The organism is Agrobacterium sp. lyk4-40-TYG-31 (assembly GCF_030209855.1).
Taxonomy (GTDB): domain Bacteria; phylum Pseudomonadota; class Alphaproteobacteria; order Rhizobiales; family Rhizobiaceae; genus Agrobacterium; species Agrobacterium vaccinii.
Genome location: NZ_JARVRE010000004.1, coordinates 14,413 through 31,615 on the forward strand (window position 1 = coordinate 14,413; position 17,203 = coordinate 31,615).

At 58.4% G+C, this 17,203-nt stretch carries 15 protein-coding genes and 1 riboswitch; of the genes, 11 read left to right on the forward strand and 4 right to left on the reverse strand.

Translation table 11 applies throughout. The features are described 5' to 3' along the window. Nucleotides 1–115: 115 nt before the first annotated feature. Nucleotides 116–826 carry a FadR/GntR family transcriptional regulator gene (locus tag QRN55_RS05390; RefSeq protein WP_284775487.1) on the forward strand — a complete coding sequence of 237 codons (711 nt, stop codon included), beginning with the start codon at nt 116–118 and terminating at the stop codon, nt 824–826. Here QRN55_RS05390 and QRN55_RS05395 read toward each other — a convergent pair. After that, the gene (locus tag QRN55_RS05395) at nt 823–2,250 is read right to left on the reverse strand and encodes an aspartate ammonia-lyase (protein WP_284775489.1); all 1,428 of its coding nucleotides are present in this window, start codon (nt 2,248–2,250) and stop codon (nt 823–825) included. The two genes, QRN55_RS05390 and QRN55_RS05395, sit on opposite strands and share 4 nt — an antisense overlap. 261 nt (nt 2,251–2,511) lie before the next feature. Here QRN55_RS05395 and QRN55_RS05400 point away from each other — a divergent pair, with 261 nt between their 5' ends. The 9 genes from QRN55_RS05400 (at nt 2,512) to QRN55_RS05440 (ending at nt 12,457) form a co-directional block, all read left to right on the forward strand. Beyond that, nucleotides 2,512–3,987: an amino acid permease gene (locus QRN55_RS05400; protein ID WP_284775491.1), complete on the forward strand. Its 1,476-nt coding sequence runs from the start codon at nt 2,512–2,514 to the stop codon at nt 3,985–3,987. Nucleotides 3,988–4,004: 17 nt separating this feature from the next. Continuing rightward, nucleotides 4,005–4,946: an asparaginase gene (locus QRN55_RS05405; RefSeq protein WP_284776601.1), complete on the forward strand. Its 942-nt coding sequence runs from the start codon at nt 4,005–4,007 to the stop codon at nt 4,944–4,946. A gap of 64 nt (nt 4,947–5,010) precedes the next feature. Further along, nucleotides 5,011–7,350 carry a glucose/quinate/shikimate family membrane-bound PQQ-dependent dehydrogenase gene (locus QRN55_RS05410; RefSeq protein WP_284775493.1) on the forward strand — a complete coding sequence of 780 codons (2,340 nt, stop codon included), beginning with the start codon at nt 5,011–5,013 and terminating at the stop codon, nt 7,348–7,350. Nucleotides 7,351–7,506: 156 nt separating this feature from the next. Beyond that, on the forward strand, nt 7,507–8,124 hold the full coding sequence (locus QRN55_RS05415; protein ID WP_284775495.1) for a hypothetical protein: 618 nt from the start codon (nt 7,507–7,509) through the stop codon (nt 8,122–8,124). A gap of 146 nt (nt 8,125–8,270) precedes the next feature. After that, nucleotides 8,271–8,497: riboswitch (cobalamin riboswitch) on the forward strand. Nucleotides 8,498–8,680: 183 nt separating this feature from the next. Beyond that, nucleotides 8,681–9,709 (forward strand): ABC transporter substrate-binding protein, encoded by a 1,029-nt coding sequence (locus QRN55_RS05420; protein WP_502871295.1) that lies wholly within the window; start codon nt 8,681–8,683, stop codon nt 9,707–9,709. Between the two features lie 3 nt (nt 9,710–9,712). Beyond that, complete coding sequence (locus QRN55_RS05425; RefSeq protein ID WP_112501039.1) at nt 9,713–10,732, forward strand: FecCD family ABC transporter permease; 1,020 nt, start codon at nt 9,713–9,715, stop codon at nt 10,730–10,732. Beyond that, complete coding sequence (locus QRN55_RS05430; RefSeq protein ID WP_284775500.1) at nt 10,729–11,526, forward strand: ABC transporter ATP-binding protein; 798 nt, start codon at nt 10,729–10,731, stop codon at nt 11,524–11,526. Before QRN55_RS05425 ends, QRN55_RS05430 begins: the two co-directional genes overlap by 4 nt. After that, the gene (locus QRN55_RS05435) at nt 11,523–11,966 is read left to right on the forward strand and encodes a pseudoazurin (RefSeq protein ID WP_284775501.1); all 444 of its coding nucleotides are present in this window, start codon (nt 11,523–11,525) and stop codon (nt 11,964–11,966) included. The genes QRN55_RS05430 and QRN55_RS05435 overlap by 4 nt, the downstream gene beginning before the upstream one ends. A 179-nt stretch (nt 11,967–12,145) precedes the next feature. Continuing rightward, on the forward strand, nt 12,146–12,457 hold the full coding sequence (locus tag QRN55_RS05440; protein WP_233122034.1) for a hypothetical protein: 312 nt from the start codon (nt 12,146–12,148) through the stop codon (nt 12,455–12,457). A gap of 30 nt (nt 12,458–12,487) precedes the next feature. Here QRN55_RS05440 and QRN55_RS05445 read toward each other — a convergent pair whose 3' ends face one another. Then, nucleotides 12,488–13,504 carry an NAD-dependent epimerase gene (locus tag QRN55_RS05445; protein ID WP_284775506.1) on the reverse strand — a complete coding sequence of 339 codons (1,017 nt, stop codon included), beginning with the start codon at nt 13,502–13,504 and terminating at the stop codon, nt 12,488–12,490. Between the two features lie 13 nt (nt 13,505–13,517). After that, a complete protein-coding gene (locus tag QRN55_RS05450) occupies nt 13,518–14,825 on the reverse strand; it encodes a UDP-glucose dehydrogenase family protein (RefSeq protein WP_284775508.1) in 1,308 nt (435 codons plus the stop codon). Between the two features lie 234 nt (nt 14,826–15,059). Here QRN55_RS05450 and QRN55_RS05455 point away from each other — a divergent pair, with 234 nt between their 5' ends. After that, nucleotides 15,060–16,274, forward strand: a complete 1,215-nt coding sequence (locus tag QRN55_RS05455; protein ID WP_284775509.1) for an adenylate/guanylate cyclase domain-containing protein — start codon at nt 15,060–15,062, stop codon at nt 16,272–16,274. 17 nt (nt 16,275–16,291) lie between these two features. Here QRN55_RS05455 and QRN55_RS05460 read toward each other — a convergent pair whose 3' ends face one another. Further along, nucleotides 16,292–17,194, reverse strand: a complete 903-nt coding sequence (locus tag QRN55_RS05460) for a LysR family transcriptional regulator (protein ID WP_284775511.1) — start codon at nt 17,192–17,194, stop codon at nt 16,292–16,294. Between the last annotated feature and the right edge of the window lie 9 nt (nt 17,195–17,203).

Sequence of the window (17,203 nt, forward strand, 5' to 3'; positions counted from 1 at the left end):
ATCTTTTTCATCCGGCCTATAAAATAGGCATATCGAAATACTTCTTTTGCATTTTAACATTGGTCTCCTCTCACCGTGCCTTGACAACCAACCCGGCTTTAGAAAATGTCATGACATGAGTGCTGGGGCGGACTTTTTATCCAAAACAAATCCGATTAGTCGAAAAAGTGCGGCGGAATCGGTCTTTGAAGATTTGCGACAGGCCATTGTCTCAGGGCGATTGGTCGTGGGCACACGTTTGCCAGCAGAAACGCATCTTGCCGAGAAGTATGGCGTCAGCCGCCCGATCGTTCGCGAGGCACTGCGGTCGTTGCAAACGCTGGGCATGACCCAGACCCGCACCGGCAGCGGAACCTTCGTGGTTACCGACCAGCCAAGCCGCGAGCTGACGTATCGTGGTTATTCTGCCCGCGATCTCATCGAGGCCCGGCCCTTCATCGAAGTGCCCGCTGCCGGTTGGGCGGCCGTGCGGCGCAGCGCTGAGCAGATGACCCGTATTCTCAAGTTGTGCGACGCGATGGACGTTCAGGAAGACCCGCACAAATGGGTCAAGCTGGACTCGGAGTTTCACAGCGCCATCGCAGAGGCCTCCGGCAACTCGCTGTTTGCCAAGGTCGTTGCGGATGCCCGCGATTCGCTCAGCCAGCAGTCGGAACTGCTCAACATCATGGCGCATCGCCGCATCGCTTCCAACGTCGAGCATCGGCTGATTGCCGAGGCCATTGCCGTCGGTTCAGGCGAGACTGCCCGAAGTGCGATGGAAGCGCATCTCGGACAGGTCAAGCAGGTGGTGACGTCGATCATCGGTGAAGAACAGCCGCGTTAAAGCGCCTTCTCGACAGTCTCCGAGGGCGTCACGGCCAGCACGGGCAGGTTTGCCAGTCGTTCCGGTCTCAGTGCTTCCATCAGTTGTTCGGCGGTGACATAGCCTTTCTCCATGACGACCTCTGGAACGGTTCGCCCGGAGGCCAGCGCTTCCTGCGCCACCTGCGTTGCGGCGTAATAGCCGATCAGCGGGTTGAGGGCGGTGGCGATGCCGAGGGACTGCTCAAGTCTTTGCGCCATGATGTCGATATTGGCAGTGATGCCATCGACGCACCGGTCCGCCAGCGTGCGGCAGGCTGCGCTCAGCTGCGAAATGCTTTCGGAGAGGGATTTGACGATGATGGGTTCGAAGGCGTTCAACTGAAGCTGCCCGCCTTCGGCTGCCATGGTGATGGTAATGTCATTGCCGATCACGGCGAAAGCCACCTGGTTGACCACTTCTGGGATGACCGGATTGACCTTGCCCGGCATGATGCTGGACCCGGCCTGAACCGGCGGCAGGTTGATTTCGCCGATGCCTGCGCGAGGGCCCGATGACAGTAGCCGAAGATCGTTGCAAGTCTTGGACAGTTTGACGGCAACCCGTTTCAGCACGCCGGACAGATGCACGAAGGCACCGGGGTCCTGCGTCGCCTCGATGAGATCGGCAGCAGTGACCAGCGGGCGACCGGTCAGTTCCACTAGATGTTTGCAGGCAACCTCGGCATATCCGGCAGGGGCATTGAGCCGTGTGCCGATCGCGGTGGCGCCCAGATTGATCTCGTGCAGCAATGCGGCGGATTCGATCAGCAGTAGGCGGTCTTCCCCCAGCATGATTGCGAAGGTGCGGAACTCCTGACCGAGCGTCATCGGTACAGCGTCCTGAAGTTGCGTGCGACCGACCTTGAGAATGCCATCGAATTCCTTCGCCTTGCGCTCGAAGGCATCCTGAAGGACCAGCATGGACGCCGCAAGCTCATCGATGGCCTCGATCAGAGCAACATTGATTGCTGTCGGGTAGGCGTCATTGGTCGACTGGCTGAGATTGACATGATCATTCGGGTGCAGATGCGCATAGTCGCCCTTCGCGTGCCCCAGAATTTCAAGAGCACGGTTCGCGATGACCTCGTTTGCGTTCATGTTGGTGGAGGTGCCTGCACCACCCTGAATGACATCGACGATGAATTGCTCATGCAAGGCGCCGTCGCGAATTTCCCGGCAAGCCTGCACGATGGCATTCAACCTGTCCGTATCCAGTAGGCCGAGCTCACTGTTGGCGCGTGCTGCGGCTTCTTTCACGAAGGCCAGCCCGCGAATGATGTAGCTGTAGCGACCGATGGTCGTTCCGGTGATTTGAAAATTCTCTGCCGCGCGCGCCGTATGCACACCCCAATAGGCTTCAGATGGAATGTCCTTCGCACCCAGCAGATCGTATTCCTTACGCATCGCAATTTCCTCCAGATATCTGTAATGCTGCTTGACAGATTTAGAAAGGCTTACGCCTGTGTTGGCGCTCCGTCAACGGCCGTAATTGTGGGTTGACGGGATGCGGGAACGCCAGTATTGAAATTTAATCTGTCTTACAGCATTACAGAAGTCGCTTGTTTTCCAAGCGCTGTGATACTCATGCCGCCGGTTCCGGGGAGGCTAGATCGTTCCCATTTACGGAGCAGATTCTGTGGCGGCGAGAAGCTCTAGGGAGGGGCGATGTCAGTGAACAATTCCAATCATACCGACCAAAAAGGTCGGGTCGAAATTCAGGAAGATCTGGGTTACCACAAGGCGCTGAAACCGCGTCAAATCCAGATGATCGCGATTGGCGGTGCCATCGGAACCGGCCTGTTTTTGGGTGCCGGTGGGCGCATGGCCGTTGCCGGCCCGGCCTTGATCTTTGTCTATGCCATCTGCGGCTTTTTCGCATTTCTGGTGCTGCGGGCGCTCGGCGAACTGATCATGCATCGCCCGTCTTCCGGCTCCTTCGTGTCCTACGCCCGCGAATTCTACGGGGAGAAAATGGCCTTCGCCGTTGGCTGGATGTACTGGCTGAACTGGGCCATGACTTCGGTGGCCGATGTGACGGCTGTCGCCATCTACATGAATTTCTTCAAACAATATGTGCCCTGGTTGCAGGGCGTCGACCAATGGGTCTTTGCACTCGGCGCGCTCGTCATCGTACTAGGCATGAACATGCTGTCGGTAAAGGTGTTCGGGGAACTTGAGTTCTGGTTCAGCCTGATCAAGGTCATTGCGCTCGCAACATTCCTCGTCGTCGGCATCTACTTCGTCATTTTCGGAACGCCGATCGAAGGCCATGTCACGGGCTTCAGCCTGATTACCGACAATGGCGGCTTTTTCCCCAACGGCATATTGCCTGCGTTTATCATCATTCAGGGGGTGCTGTTTGCCTACGCCTCGATCGAGTTGATCGGCACGACGGCAGGGGAAACAGAAGATCCGCGCAAGGTCATTCCGGGCGCCATCCGCACCGTGGTGTTCCGCCTTCTGGTGTTTTATGTCGGCTCTGTGCTGCTGCTGTCGCTGCTGTTGCCCTACACGGCTTATAAGGGCGGCGAGAGCCCTTTCGTGACCTTCTTCGGCTCGATCGGTATCGAAGGTGCCGATATCATCATGAACCTCGTCGTGTTGACAGCGGTTCTGTCATCGCTGAATGCGGGCCTGTATTCGACTGGCCGCATCCTGCATTCCATGGCGGTTTCGGGGTCGGCACCGGCGGCATTGGCCAAGATGAACAAGGCGGGCGTGCCCTATGGTGGCATCGCCGTTACGGCAGTCGTTACCGTAATCGGCGTCATTCTCAACGCCGTCGTTCCGGCTGCGGCCTTCGAGATCGCACTGAACCTTTCGGCGCTGGGCATCATTTGCGCGTGGGGTGTCATCGTGTTATGTCAGCTCAAGCTGTGGCATCTGTCGCGGCGGGGGGAAATGAACCGTCCTGATTTCAGAATGTTCGGCGCGCCTTATACAGGCATATTGACGCTTGTCTTCCTCTTCGCTGTGCTGGTGCTGATGGCACTGGATTATCCTGCCGGGACGTGGACGGTCGGTTCGCTCATCATCATTGCCCCGGCGCTGGTTGCGGGCTGGTACATGTTGCGCCACCGTATCCACGAACTGGCCAAAGCCGATGCGGCGAAAAGCGCGGTTGCGCGGGGACAGACGTGAAGAGTGTGACATCCAAAATGCTGGTGGCCGTCATCGCCACCGGCGGTACAATCGCCAGCAAACGCGACGAGAGCGGTGCCGCAAAACCATCGCTCAGCGGCGAAACACTGATTTCCGGCGTGTGCGACGAGACGGTGGCGATCAAGCCCGTTGAACTCATGGCCAAGGATTCGTCCAGCCTCACCATCGCCGACATGCAGCAAATCAGTGATGCCGTGGGCCGGGAACTGGCCGATCCTGACGTTGCGGGCATCGTCATTCTCCATGGCACCGATGCCATGGAGGAGAGCGCACTTCTGGTGCATCTCCAGCATAACCTGTCCAAACCTGTGATCTTCACCGGTGCGCAATTCACCGCAGATCATCCGCGCACCGACGGCCCGGCCAATCTTGCCGATGCCATTGCGGCTGCCAGTGATCAATCCAACCGCGACAAGGGCGTTCTGCTCTGTTTCGCTGGCCGTCTGTTGCCCGCATGGAGCCTTTACAAGCGCTCGTCCGATGAGCCGGATGCCTTCGATCTCTCCGGCCACTGCGACTGTCCGCAAAGCCCGCAATTCACCGCGGATGTGGCTGATACGCGGGTTGACATCGTGGCGATCTATCCCGGTTGCGACGCGACCCATATCGATGCCAGTCTGAGCGCAGGCGCAAAGGGCATCGTGCTGGCCGCACTCGGTTCGGGCAACGCCAATACGCGCATCGTTGAGGCGGTAAAAAGGTGCAAGAATGCAGACGTCCCTGTAATCGTTTCCAGCCGTGTGCCGGTGGGGCAATTGCTCGCTGGTTATGGCGGTGGCGGCGGCGGGCACGATCTGGGCGCAGCCGGTGCCATTCATTCTCGCAGCCTGCGGGCGGGACAGGCGCGCATCTTGCTGGCTGCACTGATCGCCTCACGCAAAACGCACGATGAAATGACCGACGCTTTCAACGATTTCCGAAAAATGGCGAAAGCGTGATTTTTTCAGGAACTTTTGTGACCTGATCCCGTTTCACCGGCTGGGAGACCACCGGGGGCTTTTTATGGCAGTGACATCAACTGCAGTCGTCCTGACGCTTATTGGACTTGCAATTTTCGGCTTTGGTTCGCAGCTCGTTATGCTGGGCGGAAGCTTTTATTACGCATTGGCAGGTATCGCATTTGTGGTAACCGCTGTTCTGTTGTTTCAGAGAAATAAGGCGGCATTACATTTTTATGCCGCTTTCGTCGTAGCCACGCTTTTGTGGGCACTATGGGAAGTCGGTTTCGACTGGTGGCAGCTTGGACCACGCGGTGGCTTCATCATCGTCGTCGGCATGTGGCTGTTGATGCCTTGGATCAGGAAGCCGCTCGGCTTTACCAGCCCGACCGGCATTTCCTATGGCGCCAACGCCGTTCCACTTCTGACGGCCGTTCTCGTTTCCGTGGGTGCTGCGGCATTTGCGATGACGCAGAACCCGAATGATCTCGAAGGCAATCTTCCCGAGGAGATCGTCACGGCGTCGCCATCCTATGGCAATGACGTGCCGGATAATGAATGGCACCAGTATGGACGCACGTCATATGGCCAGCGTTATTCGCCTTTGGCGCAGATCAATGCCACCAATGTTGGCGGGCTGAAGGAAGCCTGGCGTTACCAGACCGGCGACGTAAAGAAGCCTGAAGATGTCGGTGAAACCACCTACCAGGTGACGCCGCTCAAGGTCGGCAATTCGCTTTATCTTTGCACCCCGCACAATTGGGCAATTGCCATTGATGCGGCGACCGGCAAGGAAAAGTGGAAGTACGATCCTAATGCTGGCATGAACCCTGATCGCCAGCACCAGACATGCCGTGGCGTGACATACTATGCCGATCCAACCGCACAGGCTGGCGCTGCCTGTGCCGCCCGTGTTTACCTTCCGACATCGGATGCACGCCTGATCGCGCTCGATGCTGGGACCGGACAGGTCTGCACCTCGTTTGCCGACCAGGGTACGCTGCATCTTGAAGCTGGCATGAAATATAATCCTGCCGGTTACTACTATTCCACATCCCCACCTGCCATTGCGGGCAACAAGATCATCATCGGCGGTGCCGTCAACGACAACTATTCGACGCAGGAGCAATCCGGTGTCATCAGGGCGTTTGACGTGAATACCGGTGCCTTGGTCTGGAACTGGGATTCTGGAAACCCGTCGCAGACCCAACCGCTTCAGCCGGGTCAGACCTATACGACCAACTCTCCCAACAGCTGGTCAGTATTCAGCGTCGATGAAGCGCTTGGGCTCGTCTACATCCCCCTGGGAAATCAAGTTCCGGATCAACTCGGCATGGGTCGGAGCGAGAGTGTAGAGAAATATTCCTCTTCCATCGTGGCTTTGGATGTGAACACCGGGCAGGACAAATGGGTCCGCCAGACCGTCCACCACGACCTTTGGGACATGGATGTTCCCGCGCAGCCGGTTCTTCTGGATATCACCAAGAAGGATGGGCAGACGGTTCCGGCGCTGGTCGGTCCAACCAAGCAGGGCGATATTTATGTTCTGGATCGCCGCAGTGGTGAGCCGATCCTTGCTGTGACCGAAGAAAAGGCACCTGACGGTGCCATCCCCGAGGATTTCAGTGCGCCGACACAGCCGACATCCGCCCTGTCCTTCAAGCCTGATATGCTTCAGGAAAAGAACATGTGGGGCGTCTCCATGTTCGATCAGCTGGCCTGCCGCATCAAGTTTCATCAGTTGAACTACGAAGGCCGCTACACACCACCATCGGTGAACGGTTCGTTGATCTATCCTGGTAATTTCGGGACCTTCAACTGGGGTAGCGTCGCTGTCGATCCAGAGCGTCAGGTCATGTTCGGCATGCCGACCTATCTGGCTTTCACATCGCAGCTCGTGCCCCGCGCGCAGGTTCCGCCGAAGGGGCAGGATGAAAAGGGCAGCGAGCAGGGTCTCAACCGTAACGATGGCGCGCCCTATGGCGTGTTGATGGGACCGTTCCTCGGACCGCTCGGCGTTCCCTGCCAGGCGCCACCATGGGGTTACGTCGCAGGCGCCGATCTGCGCACCGGCGATGTCGCCTACAAGCACAAGAACGGCACCGTCTATGACATGACGCCGTTGCCACTGCCCTTCAAGGTCGGCGTTCCCGGTATCGGTGGCCCGATGATCACCAAGGGTGGGGTGGCGTTCTTGGGTGCCGCTGTCGACAACTATCTGCGTGCTTACGATCTCACCTCCGGCAAGCAACTGTGGGAAGCACGTCTTCCTGCTGGCGGTCAGGCAACGCCGATGACCTATGCCATGGATGACGGCAAGCAGTATGTGGTGATGGTGGCGGGTGGTCACGGCTCGGTCGGTACCAAACCCGGTGACTACGTGATCGCCTACACGCTGCCTTGATGTGCCCTAACGAAGCCGCCAAACTTGTTTGGCGGCTTCGTTGCTTTTGACACCTGAATCGAGCACGTGATTCTTCGGGCTGTCTCAAGATGACACTGGTGGATTTAGCCCATACCCACCGGCGGTTTGAGACGACTGGGCCTGAAGGAAACCAAGATGCGATCCTTTTCCAAGACTTGTACGATAGCGATTACGAGCACCGTGCTGACCATCGCAACCTGCCTCGCGGCACAGGCCGCAGATGCGGTGCGCGTGCGCGGCACAGTCGAAAGCCTCGATGGTACGACTTTGTCGGTCAAAACCCGTGAGGGTGCCAATGCCAAGATCATGCTCAAAGACGGCTGGCAGGTTTCAAGCGTCGCCAAGGCATCCGTCGATGACATCAAGCCGGGCGATTACGTCGGCATCGCTTCCCTGCCTACAGCAAGTGGCGGAGACGGCGCACTCGAAGTGCTGATTTTCCCCGCAGCCATGAAAGGCACTGGCGAAGGCAGTTATGCCTGGGACCTGAAGCCGAGCAGCACCATGACCAACGCGACCGTTGCCGACGCCGTCAAATCGGTCGATGGCCGCACCTTGACTGTTGCCTATAAGGGCAACGAAAAGAAGATTTCGATACCGGACGGCACGCCGGTCGTCACATTCGCGCCTGCGACCGTCTCCGATATCAAAGCCGGTGCGACAGTGTTCGTCCCGTCCGAAAAGGCAACGGATGGCGCTCTGTCGAGTGGCCGGGTCGTGGTCGGCACCAATGGTGTCGTTCCGCCGATGTAACGCGTTTGACATCGTAGAAAATGGATGCCGCAGTTTGGAAATGGCCGAGACAATGCTCTCGGCCATTTTTTATGGTCATACACAAAGCACTTGCATTGATATGTAATAACATTACAAAAGCTCTGCTTGACGGCATGTGCTGAATGAGTCTATCTGGTTGTGACGGTTCCAAGCGAGCAATCGTGAGGAATAATAGGGAATACGGTGAGGACGTGTTGTGTCCGATGCCGTGGCTGCCCCCGCAACTGTGAGCGAATTGTCCAACCCTTTGACGCTTTTCCAGGCGTCAAGCCACTGCGATGCAACATCGCGGGAAGGTGGGTGAAGACGCAAATTCGTGAGCCAGGAGACCTGCCGTCTAAACTTCATTCCAAGGTCACGGGCGGGGATGCCCGGAACAGGAGACGTCGTGATTGCATCAAGCGCCCAGCGCCTTATTCCATCTGCCATGTCCCGGTTTCAGATTGTCCCCATGCGTGCACGCGCGGGCTGAAGATCCATCATACTCACAGGGTCGCGCCTTCTGGCCGCCAATGACGATCGGGGACTATCGGACATGACACTCCATTTCAGACACACGTTCTACGCTGCCGCCTTTGCCACGGTTGCAGCCATGATGGCCACGCCATCCTTCGCTTCCGAAACGCAATATCCGCTGACGCTTAAGAATTGCGGGCGGGATGTGACCTTCACGCAGGCACCTCAGCGCACGGCGTCGCTCGGGCAGAGCACCACGGAAATCCTGTATTTGCTCGGCCTGTCCGACAAGGTCGTCGGCACCGCCGTGTGGATCGGACCCGTGCTAAACGGCTATGAAGAGGCAAATGCCAAGGTCAAGCGTCTCGCCGATAACGATCCGAGCTTCGAAAGCGTTCTGGCCGTCAAGCCGGATCTGGTGACGGCACAGTTTCAATGGCATGTCGGCCCCGAAGGCATCGTTGCCAAGCCCGAGCAGTTCGAAGAGCTGAAAATCCCCGTCTACACATCGCCAGCCGATTGCGTCGGCAAGGACAATTCCGGTGGCGGAGACGGTGTTCGCCATAGCGTCTTCACCATGGACCTGATCTATCAGGAAGTGACCGAACTGGCGCAGATTTTCAATGTTCAGGACAAGGGTGAAGCGCTGGTCGCCGACCTGAAGGCCCGCGAGGCTGCTGCCCGCAAGAAAATCGCGACTGCGGATGGCAAGCTCTCAGCCGTGTTCTGGTTCTCCAGTGCAGAGCTGGATATCGATCCCTATGTCGCCGGTAAGAACGGTGCGCCGGGTTACATCATGTCGGCGCTGGGCATCAACAACGTCATCGATAGCGAAGAGGAGTGGCCGACGGTTGGCTGGGAAACCATAGCCAAGTCGCAGCCGACACTGATCGTGGCGGGGAAGATGGACCGCAGACGCTTCCCCGCCGATGACGTTGCGGTGAAGGAGAAGTTCCTAAAAGAAGACCCGGTGACGAGCCTCATGCCAGCGGTTAAACAGGGTCATGTGGTTGAAATGGACGCCCAAGCCATGAACCCGACGATCCGCACTATCGAGGGTATCGAAGTTCTGGCCGATGCTGTCGTCCAGCTCGGACTTGCCAAGTAAACCATGGGTGGCTTTTTCATCTTCACCCGTGCCGCGTTGATCGCGGTCGGGTGTCTGCTTCTGGCGCTCTGGCTTGGAGCGGCCATCGGCGAGACATCCATTCCCATGGATGTCGTCGCCAAGACGGTTGCCAACCGCCTGTTCCACGCGGGCTATCCACTGGATGCCATCGATGAGGGTGTCATCTGGAACTATCGTCTCAGCAGGGCGGTTGTCGCCGCCTGTTGTGGTGCAGCGCTTGCCGTCTCGGGCGTCGTGCTTCAGTCGCTTTTGCGGAATCCCTTGGCGGACCCCTATATTCTGGGCATTTCGGCAGGTGCATCCATGGGCGCGGTCGGGGTCGCCATCATGGGTTTTGGCGCGGGTCTGCTCACCATGCCGCTCGGCGCATTTTTGGGTGCGCTTCTTGCATTTACCCTTGTCAGCCTTCTGGCAATGCGGGCGGGTCGGGGGAACAGTGCGATCATTCTGGCTGGCGTGGCGGGGTCGCAGCTTTTCAATGCCTTGACGTCCTTCATCGTCACGAAAGCGGCGAACGCAGAGCAGGCGCGTGGGATCATGTTCTGGTTGCTCGGCAATCTCTCCGGTGTGCGTTGGACAGATGTATCGCTGGCCCTACCGGTTGCGATTGCCGGTTTTGCCACATGTCTGTGGCATGCGCGGGCACTGGATGCTTTCACATTCGGTTCCCAATCTGCCGCATCGCTCGGCATTCCGGTTCGTCGCGTTTACGTCGTGCTCGCCGGAATATCCGCGTTGATGACCGCCGTCATGGTCAGTATCGTCGGCTCCATCGGCTTTATCGGGCTTGTCATCCCGCATGCGGCGCGCATGATCGTGGGTATACGCCACACACGCTTGCTGCCCGCTGCTGCATTGATCGGTGCTGTCTTCATGATCGCGGCTGACATCGTGTCGCGGACGCTGATCACCGGGCAGGTGCTGCCGATCGGGGTCATTACCGCGCTGTTCGGCGCCCCTGCTTTCGCGCTCATTCTTTTGCATCGAAGGAGCGCGTTATGATGCTTTCGGCACGAAACCTTTGCTGGGCTGCCGGTGGCACTGAAATCGTCAGGAATGTCAGTCTTGACGTCATTCCGGGCGAATTTCTGGGGATCGTCGGGCCGAACGGTTCTGGCAAGACGAGCCTGATGTCGCTGCTCTGCGGCCTGAAGAAGCCGCGTTCCGGCGATGTTTCGTTGGACGGTAAGCCTATTCACAGCCTCAACCGGCGCGATATCGCGCGGCACATTGCGTTGGTCGAGCAGCAGGCGGAAACGCAGGAGCGGATCGATGCCCGTCAGGCCGTGGAGCTCGGTCGCACACCTCATATTGGAGCGTTGTCGCCGTGGTCCGCTGCCGATGATGCCATTGTCGATCAGGCATTGGTGGATGTCGATGCGCAGCATCTCGCCAAGCGCATGTGGCACACCTTGTCTGGCGGGGAGCGGCAACGGCTGCACATCGCCAGGGCGCTGGCGCAAAAGCCAGACATTCTGCTGCTGGATGAACCGACGAACCATCTGGATATCGGCCACCAGATCGCCTTGCTGCATCTGGTGCGCAAGCAGCGCTTGACGGTTGCCGCTGCTCTCCACGACCTCAATCACGCCGCCATGTTCTGCGACCGCGTCGCCGTGATGAAGGGCGGGCAGCTCGTTGCGCTGGGCCGCCCCTGCACCGTTTTTACCGCTGATCTGATCGCCGATGTCTTCGGCGTGGAGGTGGATGTGGAACGGGAGGGCGACGATAGCTGCCATATCCGGTACCGGCCTCCACGCGATGCCACCAACGCCATTCCAAGGACCGCATCATGAACGGACGCAGAATTTTCCTTGCCACGCTGTTGCTCTGCTTTCTTGTGGGTACGCCGTCTTTTGCCGAAACCTTCGAGGTGAAGATGCTCAATCAGGGGCAGAAGGGTTCGATGGTGTTCGAGCCGGATTTTCTCCACCTGAAACCGGGCGACAAGGTCAAGTTCATCGCTACCCACAAGAGCCACAATGCCGCGACCATTGATGGCATGGTTCCCGAGGATGCCCAGGGCTTCAAGGGCAAGATCAACGAAGAGCTGGAGGTCAGCTTCGACCATGAGGGCTATTACGGCATCAAATGCTCTCCGCACTACGGCATGGGCATGGTGATGCTGATCAAGGTCGGCGATGCGGCTTTGCCGGAGAGCTATAGATCCGTTGCTCATCCTGCGCGCGCCAAGCCGCGTTTCGATGCGCTGATCGACGCCGCAACGAAGCCGTGAGACCCTCAATTCGCTAGAGAGCAGGGCGCGCGGCTGAAATCGGTTGCGTGTCTCTTGAATTGGGCAGAACCGCTCCCACATCTGGATCAACCCGCTGGTCCGGGCCCCTCTGGTGAAAGTCTCGGCGCTTTCACGATGTCGGACCTTTCCCGACATCTTCGCCGAGTGCAGAGGTTTTTATGCTTTCCGATATTGCCGCATGGTTCATCACGCTTTTCGTCCTCAACCCCATTCAGGCCGATGTGCAGGAGCGTATGCAAGGCGCCAATGCGTCTGCGCAATCCATCCAGCAATCCCAGCAATGTATCTCGGCGCAGGGGCCAAAGCTGCTGCAGCGCGCTGGCGAAGACCCGTCATGGGCGATCGCGACGGCGGCTGGTTATACGCTCGGCTGGACGTCACCGGTACAGTTGCTCGATGCAAACGACCCGAATTGTGCCGAACTGACCCGCCTGTTGCAGGCTGGTGAGGGCGAAGAGGCAAACAGTTAAAGACACTCGGAAATCCGGCAGCCTGAGAGATCAGGCCTTGCCGGATTGCCAGTTGCGATACCAGTCCACGAAGGCGGCAACGCCGGTTTCGATATTGATCTCCGGTGCGTAGCCGGTCAGCGCGCGCAGCAGGTCTGGCGAAGCAAAGGTGCGTGGTACGTCGCCCTGCTGCATCGGCAGCATGTTGCGGGTGGCCTTCTGGCCGAGAACGTTTTCGACGGTCTCGACAAAGCGCATCAACTCCACCGGTTGTCCGCCACCGATGTTGACCACTCGAAATGGCGCGTGCTTCGACAGCGTGTCGGTCACGCCTTCAGCCGTGACGCGATTGTCTTCTGATGGCTCGATATGGCTGAGCCTGACGATGCCTTCGACCAGATCATCGATATAGGTGAAATCACGGCTCATCTTGCCTTCGCCGTAGATGTCGATGGGCTGGCCCTTCAAGATCGCATCCACGAATTTGAACAGTGCCATGTCAGGGCGACCCCACGGGCCATAGACTGTGAAAAAGCGGAAGGCTGTCGTCGGCACCTTGTGCAGATGCGCGTAGCTATGCGCCATCAGTTCCATGGATTTCTTGGTGGCAGCGTAAATCGTCATCGGCTCGTCGGCGCGGTCGCTTTCGGCGAAGGGCACCTTTTCATTCGAGCCATAGATCGAGGATGTCGAGGCAAGCAGCAGGTGCTTGGGCTGCAAGTTCTTCGCCAGCTCCAGAATATTCCAGGAGCCGATGAGGTTGGAGCTGACATAATCCTTCGGGCAATCGATGCTGTAGCGAACGCCCGCCTGCGCGGCGAGGTGGATGATCACTTCCGGCTCGGCCAGATCAGCGGCACGATTCAGTGCGTCGGCATCTTCCAGCATGCCGATTTGCGCCTTGAAACCGTTGGAGCGAGCCAGAATGGCGTGGCGTTTTTCCTTCAGCGCAACATCGTAATATTGCGTCATGCCATCGAAGCCGACCACGAAATGGCCGTCATCCAGCAAACGCTTTGCCAGATGGAAACCGATGAAACCCGCCGTTCCGGTGATCAGATATCGCATGTTTTCGCCTCGCTTACGATGGACGGCCGATGCCGGCATAGGTGAAGCCGTGCGCGGTTACCTCGTCCGGGCGGTAAATATTGCGCAGGTCAACGAGGACAGGTGATGTCATGATCGATTTCAAACGGTCGAGGTCGAGCGCGCGGAACTGGTTCCATTCCGTGACGATGACGACAGCATCCGCATCCTGCGCCGCCTCATAGGGACCGGCAGCATATTCGATGCCTTCCATCAAAGGCCGGGCATTGGCCATGCCTTCTGGATCGTAACCCGTCACTTTGGCGCCCGCATCCTGCAGGGTCTGGACAACGGCAATGGCCGGGCTGTCGCGCATGTCGTCGGTGTTCGGCTTGAAGGTGAGGCCGAGAACCGCAACCTTCTTGCCTCTGATGTCACCGCCGACTGCAGCGATCACTTTGCGACCCATGGCGCGCTTGCGTGTATCATTGACGGCAATGGTCGTTTCGATCAGACGAACGGGACTATCATAATCCTGTGCGGTCTTGGCCAGCGCCAACGTGTCCTTGGGGAAGCAAGAGCCGCCGTAACCGGGACCGGCATGCAGAAACTTTGCACCGATGCGGCCATCGAGACCGATGCCGCGCGACACATCCTGAATATCGCCACCGACTTTTTCACAGAGATCAGCCATTTCGTTGATGAAGGTGATCTTCATGGCAAGGAAGGCGTTGGCGGCGTATTTGATCAGTTCCGACGTGCGGCGGGTGGTAAACAGCAGCGGCGACTGGTTGAGGTAGAGCGGGCGATAGACCTCGGTCATCACAGGCCGGGCGCGTTCGTCGGACAGGCCGACGACGATGCGGTCAGGGCGTTTGAAGTCGTCGATGGCGGCACCTTCGCGCAGGAATTCCGGGTTGGAGACCACGGCAATATCGGCGCTCGGGTTTTCCTCGCGGATGATGCGCTCGACCTCGTCACCGGTGCCGACCGGCACGGTGGACTTGGTGACGATGACGGTAAAACCGGTGACGGCAGCCGCGATTTCCTTTGCGGCAGCATAGACATAGCCCAAATCCGCATGGCCATCGCCACGGCGCGATGGCGTGCCGACCGCAATGAACACCACGTCAGCATCGGCGACGGCACTTTTCAGTTCGGTCGTGAACGACAGACGGCCCGCTTTGGCGTTGCTGGCGACGATGGCATCCAGGCCGGGCTCGAAAATCGGTATCTGGCCGTTTTTCAGCGCCTCGATCTTTTCGGGCATCTTGTCGACGCAGATGACGTCATGACCGAAATCGGCAAAACAGGCACCTGAAACCAGTCCGACGTAACCAGAACCAATCATGACAATACGCATTGAAAAACCTTTCGGCACGAGGGCAGGCGGATGTATGCAACCGCACTGCGCGTCAGACAGCAATTTGCGTAGCTGTTTATCCGCCTTCTGTGTCGGGGCCAAGCGTGCAGCCGGTTTTCAACGGACGATTTCAAGAAATTGTTGTAAACGACGCTGATACCAAGGCACCGCAGGGCTTGTGATGCGTTGATCTGATATATCTTCTGCTGCGTATTTCAGGGAAAACCCGCATCCATGATCCAGCAATCCAGCCTTTCGGAAATTTCACTCTGGCTGTCGCAGCAGGGCTATGAGGGGCTGGGCGAGGAAGCGATGCTGTCTGGCTTTTGCGAGCGGTGCAATACGGCGGGCATTTCGATTTCGTCGGCACTCATCCTCATGGACACGCTGCACCCCGATTTTGAAGGCCATGCCTTTCGCTGGGATAGCCATGACGCGTTCGAATCCTCTAGCGTTTATGATTTCACCGATGACGGCAAGGCGCGGGAGGCCTGGGAAAGCTCTGTCTTCTTCCACCTCATCAAGGAGGATGCGCATGAGGCACGGCACCGGTTTTACCTCGGCGAGGAGATGACGTTTCCAAAACTTGCCGAACTGCGCGATGCCGGGCACACGGACTATCTGGCGACGATCCACCGGTTTACGGATCGCGGCAGTATTGGCGAAATGAACGCCTTTTATTCGCAGTGGCTGACGCGCCATCCCGAAGGCTTTCACGACGACGAGCTTGCGGCCTTGCGCATGCTTCTGCCGACGCTGGCGCTAGCCTTCAAAGCGGCCTGTTGTGTCCGCATCATCGGCACCATCAGCGATCTCTATCTGGGCCGCGATGCTGGTCGCAAGGTCATGAGCGGCACGATCACCCGTGGCGAGGTCGAGAAGATCGATGCCGTCCTCTGGTTTTCGGACCTGCGCGATTTCACAGGTATTTCAGACCGGGCCGAACCGGATCAGATCATTCCGTTTCTCAACGACTATGCCGGTCTGGTCATCGACGCGGTCCATGCCCATGGTGGCAGCGTGTTGAAGCTGATCGGCGATGGCGTGCTGGCGATCTTTCGCGATGCCGATCAGCGATCAGGCTGTGCCTTGGCGCTGGCGGCAGAAATCACCATGCGAACCAACCTCACAGTTCTCAACCATCGCCGCAGGATGGAAGGATTGCCGACGACCGATGTCTATCTCGGCCTTCACGTCGGTGAGGTTTTCTATGGCAATATCGGTAGCCGTAACCGGCTGGATTTCACCGTGGTTGGCCCCGCCGTCAACATGGTCAGCCGTATCAGCGGTCTTTGCGGATCGGTGGACCGGGACACCGTTATGTCACGTGAGTTCACCGCCATGTGCCCAGAGGATATGCGCGGTTTGATGGTATCGATCGGGCGGTTTGCATTGCGCGGATTTGCCAGAGCCCACGAACTCTACACCATCGACCCGGAAATGTGCTGACATGTGACGCGCCGTTGTTAAAGCGGTGTTCCGACCTGCTCCAGAAGCCAGTTCTGAAAGGCGCGGGCGAGCGCATTGTCCTGCCTGCCCTCGGGCAGGGCGATGTAGTAGCTGTTTTCGGTCTGCAGCGGCACGTCGAAGATGACCTGCAAAAGCCCTGATTTCAGCTCTGTTTCGATCAGGTATCGAGGCAAAAGTGCAAAGCCAAGGCCACTGGTGGCCGCTTCGATCAGCATGGAAAATTGGTCGAACCGGCTTCCGCGATAAGCCTGGTCGGAGGCGAGCCCGTTCATCTCGAACCACTCCGTCCACAGTTTGGGGCGCGTGCTGACATGCAGAAGCGGCCCGTCGAGCATATCGGCCTGATGTTTTACCGCACGCGTGGACAGCAGCGCCGGGCTTGCAACCGGCACGATGACCTCATTGCAGAGGAAGGTGCAGGTGCCATGGGCCCAGACCGGCTGGCCGTAGTGAATGGCGATGTCGAAGCCTTCCTCGTCGAAATCGAACGGCTGGGAGCGTGACCCCACGGTCAGAACCGTTTCCGGTCTGCTGGCCATGAACTTGTGCAGACGAGGCGTCAGCCACCGGCTGCCGAAGGTGGGCAGTGTCGCGATGGACAGTGACGTGCTGGACGCACCGGCGGTCACCGCGCGCACCATCAGTTGCTCGGACTGGTGCAGCAGCCTTTGAACGTCGGGCAAAAACTTGCGGCCAGCCTCCGACAGCACCACTCGGCGACGAATACGTTCGAACAGCAGCATGCCGGTCTGCGCTTCCAGATCACTGATCTGACGGCTGACGGCGCTTTGCGTCAGGTTGAGTTCTTCGGCAGCGCGCGTGAAGTTGCCGTGCCTCGCAGCGCATTCGAAAGCCTGCAAAGTGACGATGTCAGGGACGAGCCGTCTGCGTGTGTCCATTCCGCTCTC

Bases quoted from the DNA above. Each gene is read 5' to 3' on its own strand.
- QRN55_RS05390 (WP_284775487.1), top strand. From the start codon at position 116: ATGAGTGCTGGGGCGGACTTTTTATCCAAAACAAATCCGATTAGTCGA.
- QRN55_RS05395 (WP_284775489.1), bottom strand. From the start codon at position 2,250: ATGCGTAAGGAATACGATCTGCTGGGTGCGAAGGACATTCCATCTGAA.
- QRN55_RS05400 (WP_284775491.1), top strand. From the start codon at position 2,512: ATGTCAGTGAACAATTCCAATCATACCGACCAAAAAGGTCGGGTCGAA.
- QRN55_RS05405 (WP_284776601.1), top strand. From the start codon at position 4,005: ATGCTGGTGGCCGTCATCGCCACCGGCGGTACAATCGCCAGCAAACGC.
- QRN55_RS05410 (WP_284775493.1), top strand. From the start codon at position 5,011: ATGGCAGTGACATCAACTGCAGTCGTCCTGACGCTTATTGGACTTGCA.
- QRN55_RS05415 (WP_284775495.1), top strand. From the start codon at position 7,507: ATGCGATCCTTTTCCAAGACTTGTACGATAGCGATTACGAGCACCGTG.
- QRN55_RS05420 (WP_502871295.1), top strand. From the start codon at position 8,681: ATGACACTCCATTTCAGACACACGTTCTACGCTGCCGCCTTTGCCACG.
- QRN55_RS05425 (WP_112501039.1), top strand. From the start codon at position 9,713: ATGGGTGGCTTTTTCATCTTCACCCGTGCCGCGTTGATCGCGGTCGGG.
- QRN55_RS05430 (WP_284775500.1), top strand. From the start codon at position 10,729: ATGATGCTTTCGGCACGAAACCTTTGCTGGGCTGCCGGTGGCACTGAA.
- QRN55_RS05435 (WP_284775501.1), top strand. From the start codon at position 11,523: ATGAACGGACGCAGAATTTTCCTTGCCACGCTGTTGCTCTGCTTTCTT.
- QRN55_RS05440 (WP_233122034.1), top strand. From the start codon at position 12,146: ATGCTTTCCGATATTGCCGCATGGTTCATCACGCTTTTCGTCCTCAAC.
- QRN55_RS05445 (WP_284775506.1), bottom strand. From the start codon at position 13,504: ATGCGATATCTGATCACCGGAACGGCGGGTTTCATCGGTTTCCATCTG.
- QRN55_RS05450 (WP_284775508.1), bottom strand. From the start codon at position 14,825: ATGCGTATTGTCATGATTGGTTCTGGTTACGTCGGACTGGTTTCAGGT.
- QRN55_RS05455 (WP_284775509.1), top strand. From the start codon at position 15,060: ATGATCCAGCAATCCAGCCTTTCGGAAATTTCACTCTGGCTGTCGCAG.
- QRN55_RS05460 (WP_284775511.1), bottom strand. From the start codon at position 17,194: ATGGACACACGCAGACGGCTCGTCCCTGACATCGTCACTTTGCAGGCT.